This window comes from Mesorhizobium sp. CNPSo 4671 (assembly GCF_057784245.1).
Genome location: NZ_JBWLUW010000008.1, coordinates 66,833 through 83,863, shown reverse-complemented (window position 1 = coordinate 83,863; position 17,031 = coordinate 66,833). Strand labels below are relative to the sequence as shown.

Annotated in this window: 15 protein-coding genes; 10 read left to right on the top strand and 5 right to left on the bottom strand. The window is 63.8% G+C overall.

Going from position 1 to position 17,031, the window contains the following annotated elements:
- Positions 1 to 42: 42 nt before the first annotated feature.
- Complete coding sequence (locus AC04SF_RS22260; RefSeq protein ID WP_488479542.1) at positions 43 to 918, bottom strand: NmrA family NAD(P)-binding protein; 876 nt, start codon at positions 916 to 918, stop codon at positions 43 to 45.
- A 38-nt stretch (positions 919 to 956) separates the two neighbouring features.
- Positions 957 to 2,237: a serine hydrolase domain-containing protein gene (locus tag AC04SF_RS22255; RefSeq protein WP_488479541.1), complete on the bottom strand. Its 1,281-nt coding sequence runs from the start codon at positions 2,235 to 2,237 to the stop codon at positions 957 to 959.
- A 131-nt stretch (positions 2,238 to 2,368) separates the two neighbouring features.
- Between AC04SF_RS22255 and AC04SF_RS22250 the strand changes: the two genes are divergently transcribed.
- Positions 2,369 to 3,271, top strand: coding sequence for a LysR family transcriptional regulator (locus tag AC04SF_RS22250; protein ID WP_202350701.1), 903 nt, complete (start codon positions 2,369 to 2,371; stop codon positions 3,269 to 3,271).
- Between the two features lie 182 nt (positions 3,272 to 3,453).
- On the top strand, positions 3,454 to 5,562 hold the full coding sequence (locus AC04SF_RS22245; protein WP_488479540.1) for a molybdopterin-containing oxidoreductase family protein: 2,109 nt from the start codon (positions 3,454 to 3,456) through the stop codon (positions 5,560 to 5,562).
- Between the two features lie 33 nt (positions 5,563 to 5,595).
- On the opposite strand, the gene AC04SF_RS22240 is transcribed toward AC04SF_RS22245, so the two are convergent.
- The gene (locus AC04SF_RS22240) at positions 5,596 to 6,783 is read right to left on the bottom strand and encodes a flavin-containing monooxygenase (RefSeq protein ID WP_488479539.1); all 1,188 of its coding nucleotides are present in this window, start codon (positions 6,781 to 6,783) and stop codon (positions 5,596 to 5,598) included.
- Between the two features lie 36 nt (positions 6,784 to 6,819).
- On the bottom strand, positions 6,820 to 7,299 hold the full coding sequence (locus tag AC04SF_RS22235; RefSeq protein WP_488479538.1) for an Lrp/AsnC family transcriptional regulator: 480 nt from the start codon (positions 7,297 to 7,299) through the stop codon (positions 6,820 to 6,822).
- A gap of 105 nt (positions 7,300 to 7,404) precedes the next feature.
- Between AC04SF_RS22235 and AC04SF_RS22230 the strand changes: the two genes are divergently transcribed.
- From AC04SF_RS22230 to AC04SF_RS22220, 3 genes are read left to right on the top strand one after another with little or no spacing between them, the layout of a single operon-like run.
- The gene (locus tag AC04SF_RS22230; RefSeq protein ID WP_488479537.1) at positions 7,405 to 8,613 is read left to right on the top strand and encodes a diaminopropionate ammonia-lyase; all 1,209 of its coding nucleotides are present in this window, start codon (positions 7,405 to 7,407) and stop codon (positions 8,611 to 8,613) included.
- Positions 8,610 to 9,842: an allantoate amidohydrolase gene (locus AC04SF_RS22225; protein WP_488479536.1), complete on the top strand. Its 1,233-nt coding sequence runs from the start codon at positions 8,610 to 8,612 to the stop codon at positions 9,840 to 9,842. Before AC04SF_RS22230 ends, AC04SF_RS22225 begins: the two co-directional genes overlap by 4 nt.
- Positions 9,843 to 9,846: 4 nt before the next feature.
- Positions 9,847 to 11,007, top strand: coding sequence for a M20 aminoacylase family protein (locus AC04SF_RS22220; RefSeq protein ID WP_488479535.1), 1,161 nt, complete (start codon positions 9,847 to 9,849; stop codon positions 11,005 to 11,007).
- A gap of 300 nt (positions 11,008 to 11,307) precedes the next feature.
- Here AC04SF_RS22220 and AC04SF_RS22215 read toward each other — a convergent pair whose 3' ends face one another.
- Complete coding sequence (locus AC04SF_RS22215) at positions 11,308 to 11,481, bottom strand: hypothetical protein (RefSeq protein ID WP_488479534.1); 174 nt, start codon at positions 11,479 to 11,481, stop codon at positions 11,308 to 11,310.
- A 303-nt stretch (positions 11,482 to 11,784) separates the two neighbouring features.
- Here AC04SF_RS22215 and AC04SF_RS22210 point away from each other — a divergent pair, with 303 nt between their 5' ends.
- The 5 genes from AC04SF_RS22210 to AC04SF_RS22190 all read left to right on the top strand — a co-directional run bounded on the left by AC04SF_RS22210 (position 11,785) and on the right by AC04SF_RS22190 (position 17,021).
- The gene (locus AC04SF_RS22210; protein WP_202350694.1) at positions 11,785 to 11,958 is read left to right on the top strand and encodes a hypothetical protein; all 174 of its coding nucleotides are present in this window, start codon (positions 11,785 to 11,787) and stop codon (positions 11,956 to 11,958) included.
- Positions 11,959 to 12,012: 54 nt separating this feature from the next.
- Complete coding sequence (locus AC04SF_RS22205) at positions 12,013 to 14,106, top strand: ATP-dependent helicase (protein WP_488479533.1); 2,094 nt, start codon at positions 12,013 to 12,015, stop codon at positions 14,104 to 14,106.
- Between the two features lie 8 nt (positions 14,107 to 14,114).
- Positions 14,115 to 14,891, top strand: a complete 777-nt coding sequence (gene dapB, locus AC04SF_RS22200; protein ID WP_488479532.1) for a 4-hydroxy-tetrahydrodipicolinate reductase — start codon at positions 14,115 to 14,117, stop codon at positions 14,889 to 14,891.
- A 257-nt stretch (positions 14,892 to 15,148) separates the two neighbouring features.
- Positions 15,149 to 16,105: an ABC transporter substrate-binding protein gene (locus AC04SF_RS22195; RefSeq protein ID WP_488479733.1), complete on the top strand. Its 957-nt coding sequence runs from the start codon at positions 15,149 to 15,151 to the stop codon at positions 16,103 to 16,105.
- Between the two features lie 106 nt (positions 16,106 to 16,211).
- Positions 16,212 to 17,021, top strand: a complete 810-nt coding sequence (locus AC04SF_RS22190) for an ABC transporter ATP-binding protein (protein ID WP_488479531.1) — start codon at positions 16,212 to 16,214, stop codon at positions 17,019 to 17,021.
- Positions 17,022 to 17,031 lie beyond the last annotated feature (10 nt).

Below are 17,031 nucleotides of genomic sequence, written 5' to 3'. Positions count from 1 at the left end.
GGGTGGCTGGTTCGCAAGTCCATGCGGCAAATCGTGATCGTGTCAGGTGGCTGCCCGGCTCGCCGCGACGAGGTTGGCGACAACGCTATCGAGCGTCGTTGTCCCTTTGATCGCCGACCGGCCTTGGTCGCTGAACTCGATCCAGCCCTCGTTGAAGCCGTCAAGCATCCGGATCCGCGGCAACGGATTTTGCGTACCCTGGGAACGGAAGATCTGCTCCCAGCTCTCGCGCGGCACCGTCTCGACCTTGACCGGGCGCTCCAGCACCGTGGCGAAGGCGAGGGCGAGATCGTTGGGCGAGACGCGGACAGGGCCCTCCAGTTCGACGACCCGCGTCCCCATCCAATTCTCCTGGAGCAGCACGGCGGCCAGGCGGCCGACATCTTGCGTCGCGACCATCGGCAACGGCCTGTCGGTCGGCTGCAGGAAGCTGCGCAGCACGCCTTCGTCGCGCGCCGAGGGAATATCCCAGAGGGCATTCTCCAAGAACCAGCCGGGCCTCAGGAAGGTGACCGGAAGCCCGATCCCGTCCAGCGCCTGTTCCATCAGTGTGCGCTGGGTCAGCAGGTTCTCGTGCGGCGCGTCCGCGCCGATGGTCGACAGGCAGACCACCTTGCCGGGACGCGCCTCGGCCAAGGCAGCGGTCACGGCCGAGATGACGCGCATAGCCTCGGGAAAGCCGGGCTCCGGATCGAACTCGGAGGGAGGCAGGACGAAGACGCCCGCGGCATCCCTGAAGGCCGAGGCCAGGCTTGCCGCATCATCCATCTCGGCCAGGGCGACGTCACAGCCGCGACGTCTCCACTCCGCCGCCTTGGCCGCGTCGCGCAGGACGGCGCGGACAGGCAATCCCTCGGCGAGAAGGCTGCGCGCAAGCGCGCCGCCGACCTTGCCGGTTACTCCGGTGATTGCATACATGGTGGTTCTCCAAAAGGTTGATGTCGATCGCCAGGGGCTCAAGCGAAGCCGGCATAGAGACCGCGCTCGAACGCGCCGTAGAGCGCGACGACCCGCTCGTCGTAGAAGGGCAAGACCTGGGTGAAGAGCGCGCCGGTAACGTGCTTCACCGGGTCGAGCCAGAAGTAGCAGTTGAGCAGACCTGCCCAGGAGATGCTGCCCGCGGAGCGCCCATTCGGTCCCGGCTGCGTGTTGATGTCGAAGGACAGCCCCCATTTATGCGGCTGTTGCGGGAACTGGTCGAAGCTGCGGGAATAGGACGGCTGCGCCGAGCGCATCTTCTGGACGTTCAGCTCGCCGATCTGGTTCTGCATCATCATGGCGACCGTCTCCGGACGCAGGATTCGCGCGCCGTGCAGCGCGCCGCCATTCAGCAGTGCCTTCAGGAAGGCCAAATAGTCCCGCGGTGTCGAGAAGGCACCGCCGCCGCCCATGAAGAACTCCGGCCGTTGCGGCATCTCGAAGGGCGCCGGCTCCAGCCTGCCATCGGCCCCGCGGTTGTGTAAGGTGGCGACGCGCTGCTTCTGCTTGGTGCCGATCAGGAAGCCTGAATCCTTCATGCCGAGCGGCGCGAAGATGTTCTCGCGGAAGTAGATTTCGAGCGACTGATCGGACACCGCTTCGACGAGCTTGCCAATCCAGTCCATGCTGATGCCGTATTCCCACCGTTCGCCGGGTTCGAATTCGAGCGGGGCGGTGAAGGCAGCGTTCTTGCAGGCCGCGATGTCGGGCATGCCCGTCACCTTCTCGTAGCGGGTCAGAGCCTCGCTCCAGATCGAGTAGGTGTAGCCGGACGTATGCGTCAGCAGATGGCGCACTTTGATCGCGCGCTTGGCCGGCCTCAGTCGCGGCGTTCCATCCTCGGCAAAGCCGTCAAGAACCTGCGGCGAGGCCAGCTCAGGCAGATATTTCGCCGCGTCGTCGTCCAGATTGAGGCGGCCCTGCTCGATCAGCTGCATGCAGGCCGTAGCCGTGAAAGCCTTGGTCATCGACAGCAGCCAGAACACCGTGTCGAGCGTCATCGGCGCCCCCGTTGCAGTGTTCGCCTTGCCGAAGGCACCCTCATAGATCATGCCTTTCGGCGTCGCCGCGACGGCGATGACGCCGGCCACGTCGTTCTTCGAAACGCCTTCACGCAAGGCGGCGTCGATTGCCTTGAACCGCACCGACGAACCGGCTGGCGTTGTCTTGGCCAGAGCGGGGCTGACCGCATCGAGAGCTAGGATGGCTCCCAGCATTCCGCCGCGCTGAAGCATCGTTCTGCGTGTGAGGTGGTTCATGGCTAACTCCTTTCCGGTGACGCCATGCTTGTAAGTCTCGCCATCCAGTGATTCACGCGCATTAAGATCAGTGTTATGATGATCGGAAATCACCGATCTTCGTCATCGAGGTGTAAGCGAAGGGAGATCCAATGGTCTTCGACACGCGGCTTCTCACCGGCGTTGGGGTCCTGGCAGCGGTCACGGAGGCCGGGAACTTCGCCCGCGCCGCGGAGATGCTCGGCCTGACGCCATCAGGGGTGAGCCGCGCCGTCGCGCGTCTGGAGGCCCGGGTCGGCGTGCGGCTCTTCGATCGCAATCCACGCGAGGTCAGCCTGACCGAGGAAGGCCGGCGCTTTCATGCGCAGGTGATGCCGCTGCTCGCAGGCCTGGACGAGGCGGCGGCCGAGGCCGCGGGCGCGGCGGCAGTGGTGCGCGGACGGTTGCGCGTATCGGTGGACCCATGGTTCGCACGCACGGTGCTCGCAGGCGGGCTGCAGCGGTTCCTCGCCCGTTATCCGCTGCTCGTGCTGGACTTATTGACCAGCAACTATCGCGAGGAGATGATGAGCGGCGTGGACGTGGCGATACGCTTCGGGCCGCCCGACGCATCGTCCCTTATCGTGCGCAAGCTCCTGGAAGCCCCGATTCTGACGGTTGCGGCGCCGGCCTATCTCGAACGGCACGGCGAGCCGCGATCGCCGCACGACCTCGTCCATCACGAGGCGCTTCTCTTCCGCGATCCCCAGACCGGCCTTCCTTTTCCATGGGAGTTTCACCGAGGCGGGGAGATCGTCGAGGTCAAGATCCCAAGCCGTCTGGTGCTGGATGATCCTTCCGTTGCGGTAACGGCCTGCGTCGCGGGTCAAGGCATTTTCCAAAGCCTCGCCATCGGCCTGGCGCCGTTCCTGGCACGGGGAGACCTCGTGCCGATCCTGCCGGAGTGGTCGGAAGAGCTCTATCCCCTCTACGCCTACCACCCATCACGCCATCTGCCACCGGCCAAGGTCAGGGCATTCCTGGATTTTATCCAGGAGATTGCCGTTGGGTTGTAATCGATACCGGAGGCCATCGATGTCGATGGAACTATGGATCGAAGCAGGCAGCCCATGTCCGGCGCCACGTGCGGAGCTTGCAATGCGCCGCCACCCATCGGGTGGAAAAGGCATCCCCGAAAGGCAGTTTATGGGCAAATCTGGCCCTACACGCCACGTTCGGAACCAGCTAACTTGCCCCCATGAACCAGCACGCCAAGCTTCGCATCGGCCATTCGGCCTGTCCGCATGATTGCCCGTCGACCTGCGCGCTCGAGGTCGAACTGCTCGACGGCAACCGCATCGGCCGCGTTCATGGCGCCAAGTCCAACAGCTATACGGCCGGTGTCGTCTGCGCCAAGGTTGCGCGCTATGCCGACCGCGTCCACCATCCCGACCGGCTGCTGAAGCCGCTGATCCGCGCCGGCGCCAAAGGCGATGGCGCCTGGAAGGAAGCGAGCTGGGAGGCGGCACTCGACCTCGTCGCCGAAAAGTTCATCGCGGCCGAGGCAAAATACGGCTCGGAGACGGTCTGGCCCTATTACTATGCCGGGACGATGGGCCTGGTGCAGCGCGATGGCATCGACCGGCTGCGTCACGCGAAGAAGTATTCCGGCTTCTTCGGCTCGATCTGCACCAATCTTGCCTGGACCGGCTGGATGATGGGGGCCGGCGCCTTGCGTGGGCCCGATCCACGCGAGATGGCGAAATCAGACTGCGTGGTGATCTGGGGCACCAATGCCGTGGTCACCCAGGTCAATGTCATGACCCATGCCATCAAGGCGCGCAAGGAGCGCGGCGCCAGGATCGTCGTCATCGACGTCTATGAAAACGCGACCATGAAGCAGGCCGACATGGGTCTGGTCCTGAAGCCCGGCACCGACGGCGCGCTGGCTTGCGCGGTCATGCATGTGCTGTTCAGGGAAGGCCTAGCCGACCGCGTCTATCTCTCGAAATACACCGACGATCCGGCCGGTCTGGAAGCGCATCTAAAGACGCGCACGCCGGAATGGGCCGCCGCGATTACCGGCCTTGGCGTCGCTGAAATCGAAGCCTTCGCCCGCCTCGTCGGCACGACCAAGAAAACCTATTTCCGTCTCGGCTACGGCTTTGCCCGACAGCGCAACGGCGCCGTCAACATGCATGCCGCGTCCTGCATCGCCGCGGTCACCGGTAGCTGGCTATATGAGGGCGGCGGCGCCTTCCATTCCAATTCCGGCATCTTCAAGCTCAACCAGGAGGTGCTGGAAGGCACCAGGATGCGCGATCCCTCGATCCGCTATCTCGACCATTCGCGCATCGGCCCGGTGCTGACTGGCGCCAGCGACGCGCTCTATGGCGGACCGCCGGTGACGGCGATGCTGATCCAGAACACCAACCCGGTGAATGTCGCGCCCGAGCAGCGGCTGGTGAAGCAGGGTTTTCTGCGCGACGACCTGTTCACGTGCGTGCACGAGCAGTTCATGACCGACACGGCCAAGCTTGCCGATGTCGTGCTGCCGGCAACGATGTTCCTGGAGCACGACGACGTCTACAAAGGCGGCGGCAACCAGCACATCACGCTCGGCCCCAAGCTGATCGAGCCCCCGGAGGGCCCGCGCACCAACCATTTCGTCATCGAGCAGCTGGCCGAGCGCCTGGGGGTCGCCGACCGCCCGGGCTTTGGCCTCACCGAGCAGCAGCATATCGACATCATTCTCGGCAAGCGCGGGCTGGGCAGCTTCGACAGCTTGAAAGAGCAAAAATGGCTCGATCTGCAGCCGGATTTCGAGACCGCGCATTTCATCAAGGGGTTTGGCCATGCGGATGGAAAATTCCGCTTCCGCGCCGACTGGACCGGCCAGGCGGCTCCCAACCGGCCGCCGAAGAGCATGGGCCTGTTCGGACCGGTGGAACGGCTGCCTGAGTTTCCCGACCATGTCGACCTGATCGAAGTGGCCGACGAGGCGCATCCGTTCCGGCTGACGACCTCGCCGGCGCGCAACTTTCTCAACTCGACCTTTGCCGAAACGCCGGTGTCGAAGGAAAAGGAAGGTAGGCCGGTGCTGCTGCTGCATCCCGACGATGCGGCGGACCTCGGGCTTGCCGATGGCGACCGTGTCGAGGTCGGCAACCGCCGCGGCGACCTCGTGCTGCACGCGAAAGTCTTCGGCGGCATCAAGCGCGGCGTGGTGATCGCCGAAGGCATCTGGCCCAACAGCGCGCATGAGCGTGGCGAGGGCATCAACGTCCTGACCGGAGCCGATGCACCGGCACCCTATGGCGGCGCTGCCTTCCATGACAACAAGGTCTGGCTGCGCAAGGCAAATTGAGCTGGGCGGGCGTGTCGGGCGTCTGGGGCCTGACTATACTGGCAGGATTTCGGATGCCTTTTTCCTGTTCAGCCGGTGCCGGATGTCGTCGGCGATCGCCTGGGCTTCGATGCCGATTTCGCGCAGCAATCCGGTGACCGCATTGTGGAAACCGATGAGGTAGAGGCCGAGATCCGAGGCTTTGGGGGTAACGCCGCTGCGGTCCGGCTGGATGCCGGTCTCGAGAAATCTGGCATAGCCCGGCCGGTAACCGGTCGCGAAGATGATCGCGTCGAATTCGCTGCGTTTGCCGTCGGCGAAACGGACGCCGCGTTCCGAGATTTCGGCGATGTCAGGCGCGACCTTGATGGCGCCTTCGCGGATCTTGCCGATGGTGCCCACGTCGATCACCGGGATGCGCGATGCAACCGCGATCTGTTCCAGCAGCCCCTGTCCCGGCCGTTTGAGCCCATATTTTTCCAGCCTGCCCAGCACCAGGTCGAGGATGACCGGGAAGATAAAATCATTGAGGCGTTGCGGCCCCAGGCGCGTCGCCATGCCGACCATCTGGATGGGCACGCCGAACAGTTCGCGTGGCACAATGTGAACGCCGCCGCGCACGGAAATCGTCGGTCGTGCGCCGTTTTCCGCCAGATCGAGCGCGATCTCGGCGCCGGTGTTGCCCATGCCGATGACCAGCACCGACTGACCTGCGAAAGGCGTGGCATTGCGATAGTCGGCGCTGTGCAGTGTCTTGCCTGCGAAGGTGTCGATGCCTGCAAATCCGGGCCGCAAGGGCTCGGCATTGTAGCCTGACGCGATCACCACATGTTTGGCGCGCAACGGGCCGGAGGTCGCGTCCAAACGCCAGCCGTGACCAGCCCGGCTGACCGCTTTCACCGTTTCCCCGAAGCGGGGCTTGAGGTCGAAGCGTTGCGCATAGCCGTCGAGATAGTCGACGAACAGAGCGCGCGGCACATAACGCGGATAGCGCTTGGGGAAGGGCACGAAAGGCAGGGACGAATAGCGCTTGGTGGTGTGCAGGTGGACGCGCTCGTAATGGCGCCGCCAGGCGGACGCGGCCTGCCGTTCTTTTTCGATGATGATGAAGTCGACGCCGGCCTGTCGCAGGCATGCGGCAACGGCCAGACCAGCCGGCCCGGCACCGATGATCGCAACTGTCATGGTGTCGTCCAAGCGCGCCTCCCGGCTCAATTCGCGTCCTGAGAATGTCAAAAGCATGGCGGGACGGACCGGAGCCTGCCTGCCGGCAGGAGCTCAATCCGGCAACGGCACCGTAAGCCCGACTTTGACACGGTCCATGGCCACGAAGGTGCGGAACTTCCGGACATTGTTGCTGTCGAAGAACAGTTTTCGCGTCAGCGCCTCATAGGCGCCCATGTCGGCCACGGTGATGATGAGGATGAAATCGGCTTCGCCAGTGACATAATAGCATTGCTGCACTTCAGGCGTTTGCGAGAATAGCCGTTTGGCCGCGTCGATCAGTTCTGTGCGTTCGCTCTCCAGCTCCACCTCGACGAAGATGGTGATGGGCTGGCCGACCGCCGCGGGTTCGATGACAGCGACATTGCTTGAAATGACGCCGGTCTGTTCCATGCGCTTGATGCGGCGCTGCACGGCCGGCGCCGACAGGTTCACCGCTTCGCCGATCAGCCGCTGCGGCGTCGTGTTGTCCCGCTGCAAAATGGCCAGGATGGCGAGATCGAAACTGTCGAGTGGGGGTGGCGATGGAGGCAATGTCGGTATCCCGGTGAAACAAACTTGCATTTCGCAGGGCCAATTACAGCGCTCTTTGCGTCTGTCCTGCAATATGGTCTCGCTCACTGACAAGGGAGATCGCCAGTGTTCCTGCCCAATCGCAATGCCTTGTACGGCAAGCCGCTTGATGCGGCCGATGCCGAAACCCTCGGGATCGCCGGGGCCGACACGGTCGAGCGCTTTCTTGCCCATCGCGACAATCACGCGATGACGCCGCTGCACGCGCTGCCGGCGCTGGCAAGCGAACTCGGCCTCGCTCAACTGCATGTCAAGGATGAGGGCTTTCGTCTCGGCCTGGGCAGCTTCAAGGCGCTGGGCGGCGCCTATGCTGTCTTTCGACTTGTGCTGGAGGAGGCAGGCAAGCGGCTTGGCCGCCCTGTCGATGTCGAGGATCTCAACAGCCCCGATGTTCGCGCGGTCGCGGCAAAGATGACCTTTGCATGCGCCACCGACGGCAATCACGGCCGCTCTGTCGCGCAAGGCGCCGAACTTGCCGGCGCCAGGGCGGTGATCTTTGTCCACGCCGGCGTCAGCGACGAGCGCATCGCCGCGATCGCCCGCTATGGCGCGGAGATGGTCCGCGTCGACGGCAATTATGACGATTCGGTCAGGCAAGCCGCGCAGGTCGCCGCCGAGAAAGGCTGGACCGTGGTGTCGGATACGTCGTGGCCGGGCTATGAGCGCATTCCCGGCCTCGTCATGCAGGGCTATACGGCGATCGTGCGCGAAGCGCTGCGCCAGCTCAGCGAACCGCCGACCCATGTCTTCGTCCAGGCCGGCGTCGGTGGCATTGCCGCCGCGGTGGCCGGCCATCTCGCCATTGTGCTTGGCGACGCCAGGCCAACCTTCATCGTCGTCGAGCCGTCACGCGCGGCCTGCGTTGTCGGGGCTGCCCGGGAAGGGCGCGTGGTCAAGGTAGCGCACGACCAGCCGACGGTCATGGCCATGCTTGAATGCTACGAGGCTTCGCAGGTCGCCTGGCGCGTGCTGGCGCGCGCCGCCGATGCCTTCATGACCGTGGACGAGGACGACGCCATCGCGGTGATGCGTCGGCTGGCCCGGCCTGCCGGCGGCGATCCGCTGATCATCGCCGGCGAGAGCGGCGGCGTCGGCCTTGCCGGACTGATCCGGGCAATGGCAGAGAACAGGAACGATCTCGGCCTCGACGGCAAATCCCGCGTGCTGGTGATCAACACCGAAGGCGCCACCGACCCGCATCGCTATGCCGAACTGGTCGGCTTGAGCCCGGCCGATGTGCTGGCCGGCAAGCGCGCTGCCGGGGCAACAGCATGATCGCGATCGACGCACAGCGCCTGCTTGGCCGCATCCGTGAACTCGGTGCTGTCGGCCGCAACAGTGAGGGCAGGCTGACCCGGCTGGCCGCCTCCGACACCGACAGACAGGGCCGCGACCTCTTCGTCGGCTGGCTGCGCCAGGCCGGGCTCGATGTCGCCATCGACCGCATCGGCAACATTTTCGGCATCTGGCAAAGCGCTGACAATGCAGACAAGGCGCCGGTGCTCATCGGCTCGCACATCGACACGGTCATCGACGCCGGCATCTATGACGGCTGCTACGGCGTGCTTGCCGGGCTGGAAGTGATCGAGACGCTGAAGGCCTCCGGAAGGTCGCCATCGCGCCCGCTCGCGGTCGCCGCCTTCACCAACGAGGAAGGCGTGCGCTTCTCTCCCGACATGATGGGGTCGTCGGTCCACGCCGGCGGCGTCGATGTCGAGGCAGCACTTGCCGCTGTCGGCACCGACGGCAGCACCCTCGGGCAGGAACTCGCCCGCATCGGCTATGCCGGCGAGCGCGAGCCGGGTTTTCTCAAGCCGCACATCTACGTCGAACTGCATATCGAACAGGGGCCGGTTCTGGAGCGGGAGGGCATCCCGATCGGCGCGGTGGAAACCCTGCAGGGGATTTCCTGGCAGCGCATCACCCTCGATGGCATCGCCAACCATGCCGGCACTACGCCGATGTCGATGCGCCGCGATGCCGGATATGCCGCGGCACGCGTGGTCACCTTCCTCCATGACCGGGCAGGGGCATCCAACTCGCCAACCGTTGCCACGGTCGGCACGATGCGTTTGGAGCCGAACGCCATCAACGTCATTCCGTCGCGCGCCGTCTTCACCGTCGATCTGCGCGATCCCGACGAGCAGCGCCTGCAGGCGCAGGAGGCAGCGCTGGCCGCCTTTTTGGAACAGCTCGTCGCCGAGGGCATCACCGTGACGGTCGAAAGACTGGCGCGCTTCGAGCCGGTTATCTTCGACGGTCGCGTCGTCGAACTGATCGAGGCTGCAGCGAGGAAGCACGGGCTTGCCTCGCGGCGCATGACCTCGGGCGCCGGCCATGACGCGCAGATGATCGCGCGCATCGCGCCGGCGGCGATGATCTTCGTGCCGAGCGCCGGAGGCATCAGCCACAGTCCGAGCGAACACACCGAAGATGCCGAGCTTGTTGCCGGCGCCAACATCCTGCTTGATGTGGTCGCCGAACTTGCCGAACTCGAAGGCTGAAGAGATGGCTGAACTCGATCGCGAAACACTGAAGCGCGAGATGACCGCTTGGCGGCGCGACCTGCACGCGCACCCAGAATTCGGCTTTGAGGAGAAACGCACCGCCGCCTTCGTCGCGACAAAACTGCGTGAATTCGGCCTGGACGATGTCACTGAAGGTGTCGGCGGCACCGGTGTCGTCGGCACTTTGAAGCGCGGCACCGGCAACCGCGCCATTGCGCTGCGGGCCGACATGGATGCGCTGCGCATAGCGGAGCAATCGACCGCGCCCTACCGCTCCGGCAATCCCGGCGTGATGCATGCCTGCGGTCATGACGGCCATACCGCCATGCTGCTTGGCGCGGCAAAGCTGCTGGCCGGCGAGGGGCGTTTTGACGGCACCGTCCGCTTCATCTTCCAGCCGGCCGAGGAGTGGGGCAGGGGCGCGTTGGCCATGCTTGATGATGGGCTGATGCAGCGCTTCCCTTTTGACGAGATCTTTGGCCTGCACAACATGCCCGGCCTTCCCATCGGGCATTTCGAGACCCGCGCCGGCCCGATCATGTCAGCCGAGGATAACTTCGAGATCGTGCTCAGGGGACTCGGCGGCCATGCGGCACGGCCGCATTCGGGCAACGAGACGCTGGTCGCCGCCTGTGCCCTGGTCACCAATCTGCAGACCATCGTCTCGCGTCGGCTGAGCCCGGCCGACATAACGGTGGTTTCGGTGACTGAACTGATCACTGACGGCACCCGCAATGCATTGCCCGGTCTTACCCGTATCCTTGGCGACGCGCGCAGTTTTCGCGGCGAGGTCAGCGCGGAGATCGAACGCCAGATGCGCATCATCGCCGAGGGTACCTCTGCCGCCTACAACGTTGCCGCCGAAGTCAATTACAGCCGGGAATTCGTGCCTTTGCGCAACGATGCCGAACTGGTCGAGGCGGCCTTCGTCGCCGCCAGGAACGTCTTCGATCCAGGCAATATCGCGCGTGCCCGTGATCCAATGACGGCGTCGGAGGATTTCGCTCGCTTCCTCGATCACGTGCCGGGCTGCTTCGTCTTCCTCGGCAATGGCGAGGCCTCAGCGCCGCTCCACAATTCCAGCTACGACTTCAATGATGACGGGCTGGTGTTCGGCGCGAATTTCCATGTCGCCATCGCCAGGCAACGGCTCGAGGTTTGACAGCCTTGTCGGCGCTTTTGCGGGGAAAAACGCCCGGAAAAGGCCGAAATCCGCGATCCCGGATGACGCAGCGGCAAGACTCAGCTAACCTATCTTGTGCGGCGGACCTGATTTATCCGCTTGGCCGGCGCCTTCTCCTCCCAAGCGGCGCCGGCCTTCTTCGTTGCGCCGACCCTCGTCTAGATTAGCATTTATTAAATTTAGAATATCCGCACTTGCCGGAAGTTAGCGTCTTTCTGGCATGGGAAGCCACCGGTCGTTAGGTGTTTGCGGGAAGACGGATGCGCGGGCGAAACTGGATTAAGGCGTTAGGACGAGGCGCGGCAGGTGCGTGCGCGCATCGCTGAACTCGAGAAAAACCTGACGGCGTCGTCTCCGTCCCGGGGCCGTCAGCAGCGACAGGAAGCTGGGCACGAACTGCGCAACGCCAAGTTCCGCCTTGAGCGCCTTGAGGAATGCATCGCGGTAATGCAATGAGGTTTCGACGGTAACCTTATTGCACTTACTTATCGACAGTCCCTGCGTTCATGACAGGATTGCCAGCGTGGGAGCTTTGTTCGGCGCCAGGAGCCTTGGTCGGTGGCAGTTTGTTGTCGCAGGCAGAGACAGCCAAAGCCACCAGAACGAGGCTTAATCTTAGCTTTTTCATCGCTACCGCCTCCAATCTACAACGAGCCTCCAATTCAAAACGAGGCGATGTTGGTTTGGTTGCGAATTAGCGTTGAGGGAACAAAACACCATGCATGCGGTTGATCTCTATTAGAGGAGGACCGCAGCATGATCCGTTTGCTTCTGGCAGGCACCTTTGCCTTTCTCGCTTACCGCCTCGCGCGCAAGATGATCGATGACGTGCCCGGCGACATCGATCCCCTGTTGCTGCCTGCATCGAGAAGCGACCGCGAGGCTCTGCGCCGCCAATCGGCGGCCATGGGTGTCGATCCCCGGCGCTAATTCCTCGTGCCGCTTGTGTATTGCGAACAAAGCGGAAACGATGCTTGATGGGCGATGAACCTCGTCGCCCATGATTCGACCTTTGTGGAATCGACTGCCCAGCCCGCTTATCTCGCCCGGCTGAACGACGCCCAGCGCCAGGCCGTAGAGCATGGCGACGGCAGGATCGCCGGGCCGCTGCTGGTCATTGCCGGCGCCGGCTCGGGCAAGACCAACACGCTGGCGCATCGCGTCGCTCATCTGATCGTTAGGGGTGCCGACCCGCGCCGCATCCTGCTGATGACTTTTTCGCGGCGCGCCGCCTCCGAAATGGCCAAGCGCGTCGAGCGTATCGCCGGCGAGGTGCTTGGCCGTGACGCCGCCGTGATCACCGATGCGCTGACCTGGGCCGGCACGTTTCACGGCATCGGCGCGCGGCTGTTGCGCGACTATGCGCTGGAGATCGGCCTCGATCCGGCCTTCACCATCCACGATCGTGAGGATTCGGCCGACCTGATGAATCTCGTGCGCCACGAGCTTGGCTTCTCCAAGACCGAGGCGCGCTTTCCGACCAAGGGCACCTGCCTTGCCATCTATTCGCGTGCCGTCAACGCGCAGGCGCCGCTCGGCGAAGTGCTGGGATCCGCCTTCCCTTGGTGTGCCGGTTGGGCCGATCAGCTCAAGCAGCTGTTCGCCGGCTATGTCGAGGCCAAGCAGGCGCAGAATGTGCTCGATTACGATGATCTGCTGCTCTACTGGGCGCAGATGGCGGCCGAGCCGGAAATTGCGGCGCATCTGGGTGGGCGTTTCGACCATGTGCTGGTCGACGAATACCAGGACACCAACCGGCTGCAGGCCTCTATCCTGATGGCGCTGAAACCCGACGGCGCCGGGCTGACGGTGGTTGGCGACGATGCGCAGTCGATCTATTCGTTCCGCGCCGCCGAGGTGCGCAACATCCTTGATTTTCCCAAACAGTTCGCCCAGGCCGCCGATGTGGTGATGCTGGAGCGCAATTACCGCTCGACAGAAACCATTCTGGCGGCCGCCAATGCGGTGATCGGCGAGGCCTCGGAGCGCTTCACCAAGAATCTCTGGTCGGAACGCAAATCCGCCGACAAGCCAAGGCTGGTGACCGTGCGCGACGAGGTCGAGCAGGCCAACTTCGTCTGCGATACGATCCTGGCCGAGCGCGAGGCCGGTACGGCGCTGAAATCGCAAGCGGTGCTGTTTCGCGCCTCGCACCACAGCGGGCCGCTGGAGATCGAGCTGACGCGGCGCAACATTCCTTTCGTCAAGTTTGGCGGGCTGAAATTCCTCGATGCCGCCCATGTCAAGGACGTGCTGGCGGTGCTGCGTTTTGCCGAAAACCCGCGCGACCGCGTCGCTGGTTTTCGTGTGCTGCAGCTGATGCCGGGCATCGGCCCTTCGGCCGCAGGACAGATCGTCGAGACAATGACGTCGGCGCTGGACGAGGCGATGGGGCTGGCCGGCTGGCGGCCGCCGCAACGCGCGGCCGATGACTGGCCAGCCTTTGTCTCGCTCTATTCCGGCCTGCGGGCCGGCGCCAAATGGCCGGCCGACCTCGAACAGGTCAGGCTCTGGTACGAGCCGCATCTGGAGCGCATCCATGAGGATGTCATTACGCGCCGCGCCGATCTGTTGCAGCTCGAGCAGATCGGCTCGGGTTACGCCTCGCGCGAACGCTTCCTGACGGAGCTGACGCTCGATCCGCCGGATGCGACCAGCGACCAGGCCGGGCCGCCGCATCGCGACGAGGACTATCTGATCCTGTCGACCATCCACTCGGCCAAGGGCCAGGAGTGGAAGAATGTTTTCGTGCTCAACGCCGTCGATGGCTGCATCCCGGCTGATCTCGGTGTCGGCACCAAGGAAGACATAGAGGAGGAGCGCCGGCTGCTCTACGTGGCGATGACGCGAGCCAAGGACAGCCTCAACCTCGTCATGCCGCAACGCTTCTTTCCGCACGGCCAGGCCGCACGCGGCGACCGCCATCTCTATGCCTCGCGCACCCGTTTCATCCCGGCCTCGATCCTTGGCGCGTTCCAGCAGATGTCGTGGCCGGGCGCGCAAGCGGCTGAGGGCAGGGCGCCCCGGCCGGAGGTGCGCGTCGACATCGGCGCGCGCATGCGCGGCATGTGGAAATAGCTGAAATCATGGCGCAGCCGCCGATCAGGATCGCCATCGCCGGCGCGCTGGGGCGCATGGGCCGCCAGATGGCGGAGGCCGTGCAGGCCGATCCACGGCTGGCGCTTACGGCCCGCTTCCATCGGCCAGGCAGTGTCGGTGACGGGCTGGTGACCCGCGACGAGGCGCTTGCCATGGCCGATGTGGTGATCGATTTCACCACGCCGGCCACCTCCGCCGATCTGGCGAGCTTCTGTGCCAAGCGCGATGGACCGGCTTTGGTGATCGGGTCCACCGGTTTCGATGCCGCCGAACTGGCTGATATTGCCGATGCCGCGAAAACGATTCCCATCGTCCGCTCCGGCAGCTTTTCGCTTGGGCTCAACATGCTGGTCGGGCTGGTCGAGCAGGCGGCCAGAGCACTCGATGCCGATGACTGGGATGCCGAGATTTTCGAGGCGCATCATCGCCACAAGATCGATGCGCCGTCGGGCACCGCGCTGATGCTGGGACAGGCTGTTGCTGGTGGACGCGGCGTCGAACTGGATGCCGTTGCAAGGCGCGTCCGCGACGGGGTCACCGGCGCGCGTCCCACGGGTGAGATCGGGTTCGCGGTGACGCGCGGCGGCAGCATCATCGGCGAGCACAGCGTCAGCTTCTGTGCCGAGGGCGAGCTTGTTACCTTGTCGCATTCCGCCGGCGACCGCATCATGTTCGCGCGTGGCGCCATTGCCGCGGCACTCTGGGTATCGGGACGCCCGCCTGGCGAATATGATATGCGTGACGTGCTGAGGCTGAACGATTGATGAGGCGCACGTCGTCCCGGCATGTTGCCCTGTGGTGGCGGGCAAGCGGCGGCTTACCAATCCGTGAGCTTTGATTTCAGCTTTTCCTTGAAAGCTGGATGAAAGGTTGGTGCCATAACTTGTTGTTTGGCGCCCCCATATTGTCGTGCAAAAGCGATGGGAGAGAGAGGGGCGCGGTAAACGAACAAAGGGAAGAGGCCATGTCGCTCACGCGAATTCTGCTTGATTCAGCCGCCACAACCGCACTCGTCGCCACCATGGCCTTGTCAGCGCCGTCCGCACACGCCGAAGAAAAAATCTCCATCATGGTCGGCGGCTACGAGAAACAGATCTATCTGCCCGCCAAGCTGACCGAAGCGCTCGGTTACTTCAAGGACGAGGGCCTTGACGTCGAGCTGCTGAATGAACCGGCCGGCGTCGATGCCGAAAACGAGATGCTTGCCGGAGCCGTGCAAGGGGTTGTCGGCTTCTACGATCACTGCATCGATCTGCAGGCCAAGGGCAAGTTCGTCGAATCCGTTGTCCAGTTCAGCCAGGCACCTGGCGAAGTCGAGCTTGTTTCGACCAAGCATCCCGAGATCAAATCACCCGCCGACTTCAAGGGAAAAAGCCTGGGCGTGACCGGTCTGGGTTCATCGACGAATTTTCTTACGGAATATCTCGCCGTCAAGAACGGCTTGAAGCTGGGCGATTTCACCTCGGTTCCGGTTGGCGCTGGCACTACCTTCATCGCCGCCATGCAGCAGGACAAGATCCAGGCAGGCATGACGACCGAGCCGACAATCACCCGGTTGCTGAAGACCGGCGAAGCGACCGTTCTTATCGACATGCGCACGATGGAGGGCACCAAGGCCGCGCTCGGCGGCACTTACCCGGCCGCCTCCCTCTATATGCAGACCGACTGGGTCGAAGCGCATAAGGACATCGTGCAGAAGCTGGCCAATGCCTTCGTCAAGACGCAGAAGTTCATCAACACGCATAGCGGCGCCGAGATCGCCGAAAAGATGCCGAAGGACTACTATGTCGGCGACAAGGAAGGCTATGTGAAGGCCCTCGATGCCGGCAAGGCGATGTTCACCCCCGACGGGATAATGCCCGAAGGGGGCCCGGAGACGGTGCTGACGGTTCTTTCAGCCTTCAAGAAGGAACTGCAGGGCAAGCAGATCGACCTCTCCAAGACCTACACCTCCGAATTCGTCAAGAACGCCAAGTAGCACAGCGAGCCGGCGCGATGCGAGACATCGCGCCGGCAATCGTCAGTTCTTGACGTCCGTCGGCCTTGGCTGACGGCTGGCGTCCGCTCGAACCCGGAGTTCCACCATGGCCCCTGAAAAGACCACACCAGCGATTGAGCTGATCAATGTCAGCCGTCGCTTCCTCTCGCCCACCGGCAAATCGCTGACGGCACTGCGTGATTTCACCATGACCGTAGAGCGCGGCGAATTCGTCGCCGTCGTCGGCCCGACCGGTTGCGGTAAATCCACCACTCTCAACCTGGTCACTGGATTGGCAAGCCCAAGTGCCGGCGAGGTTCGTGTCATGGGCGCGCCGGTCAAGGGGATAGACCCTCGCATCGGCTTTGTCTTCCAGAGCGATGCTTTGTTCCCCTGGCGAACCGTGATCGAGAACGTGATGGCCGGCCCGCTCTTTCGCGGCAGGGCTAAGTCGGATGCCACGGCCGCCGCACGTGATTGGCTGGCGCGCGTCGGCCTGTCGCGTTTCGAGCACCACTATCCGCACCAGCTTTCCGGCGGTATGCGCAAGCGCGTGGCGCTCGCCCAGACCTTCATAAACGGCCCGGAGATCCTGCTCATGGACGAGCCGTTTTCAGCGCTTGACGTACAGACACGCGTGCTGATGCACGAGGAGTTGCTGCGTCTGTGGTCCGACGCCAAGGCCTCCGTGGTATTCGTCACACACGACCTCGAGGAGGCGATTGCGCTCGCCGACAAGGTCTATGTCCTGACCGCCGGGCCAGCCACGGTAAAATCGTTCTACACGATTGATCTGCCGCGCCCGCGCGTCGTCGCCGATATCCGCTACGAACAGAGCTTCATCAATTACTCGCGCACGATCTGGGCCGACCTCAAGGAAGAGGTCGAGACCAGCTATGCGCGTGCGGCAGCCTGAGGAGGAAAGC

Excerpts from the sequence above, each read along its gene's own strand:
- AC04SF_RS22260 (WP_488479542.1), bottom strand. The coding sequence starts at position 918 with ATGTATGCAATCACCGGAGTAACCGGCAAGGTCGGCGGCGCGCTTGCG.
- AC04SF_RS22255 (WP_488479541.1), bottom strand. The coding sequence starts at position 2,237 with ATGAACCACCTCACACGCAGAACGATGCTTCAGCGCGGCGGAATGCTG.
- AC04SF_RS22250 (WP_202350701.1), top strand. The coding sequence starts at position 2,369 with ATGGTCTTCGACACGCGGCTTCTCACCGGCGTTGGGGTCCTGGCAGCG.
- AC04SF_RS22245 (WP_488479540.1), top strand. The coding sequence starts at position 3,454 with ATGAACCAGCACGCCAAGCTTCGCATCGGCCATTCGGCCTGTCCGCAT.
- AC04SF_RS22240 (WP_488479539.1), bottom strand. The coding sequence starts at position 6,783 with ATGCTTTTGACATTCTCAGGACGCGAATTGAGCCGGGAGGCGCGCTTG.
- AC04SF_RS22225 (WP_488479536.1), top strand. The coding sequence starts at position 8,610 with ATGATCGCGATCGACGCACAGCGCCTGCTTGGCCGCATCCGTGAACTC.
- AC04SF_RS22220 (WP_488479535.1), top strand. The coding sequence starts at position 9,847 with ATGGCTGAACTCGATCGCGAAACACTGAAGCGCGAGATGACCGCTTGG.
- AC04SF_RS22210 (WP_202350694.1), top strand. The coding sequence starts at position 11,785 with ATGATCCGTTTGCTTCTGGCAGGCACCTTTGCCTTTCTCGCTTACCGC.
- AC04SF_RS22205 (WP_488479533.1), top strand. The coding sequence starts at position 12,013 with ATGAACCTCGTCGCCCATGATTCGACCTTTGTGGAATCGACTGCCCAG.
- dapB (WP_488479532.1), top strand. The coding sequence starts at position 14,115 with ATGGCGCAGCCGCCGATCAGGATCGCCATCGCCGGCGCGCTGGGGCGC.
- AC04SF_RS22195 (WP_488479733.1), top strand. The coding sequence starts at position 15,149 with ATGGCCTTGTCAGCGCCGTCCGCACACGCCGAAGAAAAAATCTCCATC.
- AC04SF_RS22190 (WP_488479531.1), top strand. The coding sequence starts at position 16,212 with ATGGCCCCTGAAAAGACCACACCAGCGATTGAGCTGATCAATGTCAGC.